The sequence below is a fragment of the Cupriavidus sp. 05N38 genome (genome assembly GCF_056397345.1).
This window is the reverse complement of sequence record NZ_JBFTNF010000189.1, coordinates 1-387: the sequence shown is the minus strand read 5'-3', so window position 1 is coordinate 387 and position 387 is coordinate 1. Positions and strand designations below refer to the sequence as shown.

General features: G+C 56.1%; 1 protein-coding gene. It reads left to right on the top strand.

Annotated features, from left to right (window positions below; genetic code table 11):
* The coding region (gene rpsT, locus AC1DK4_RS40865; RefSeq protein ID WP_477132285.1) for a 30S ribosomal protein S20 at positions 1–118 on the top strand (118 nt) is incomplete at its 5' end.
* Between the last annotated feature and the right edge of the window lie 269 nt (positions 119–387).

Here is a 387-nt window from a genome sequence, read left to right as displayed (position 1 = left end):
GGCTGTGCCAGTTATCGACCGCATGGCCGATAAAGGCATCATCCACAAGAACAAGGCAGCTCGCCATAAGAGCCGCTTGAATGGCCACGTCAAGGCTCTGAGCCTTGCTGCTGCCTAAGCGATAAGCTTGTTGAAAAACCGACCTCAGGGTCGGTTTTTTATTGCCTGCGATTTGGCAAGCACACCCCCAAAAAAAATGCGGGAGCGAGCCTGCTCGCGATGGCGGCACAGCAGTCAACAATGATGTTGAATGTTACAGCCTCATCGCGAGCAGGCTCGCTCCCACAGGGTACTGCGTCAGATTATTGGGCGTGCGCCCACGGCAAGATCGGAATCGCGGTCACCGCATTCTGCGGACTGCCTTCGATCAGGCGATCGCTGTAGACC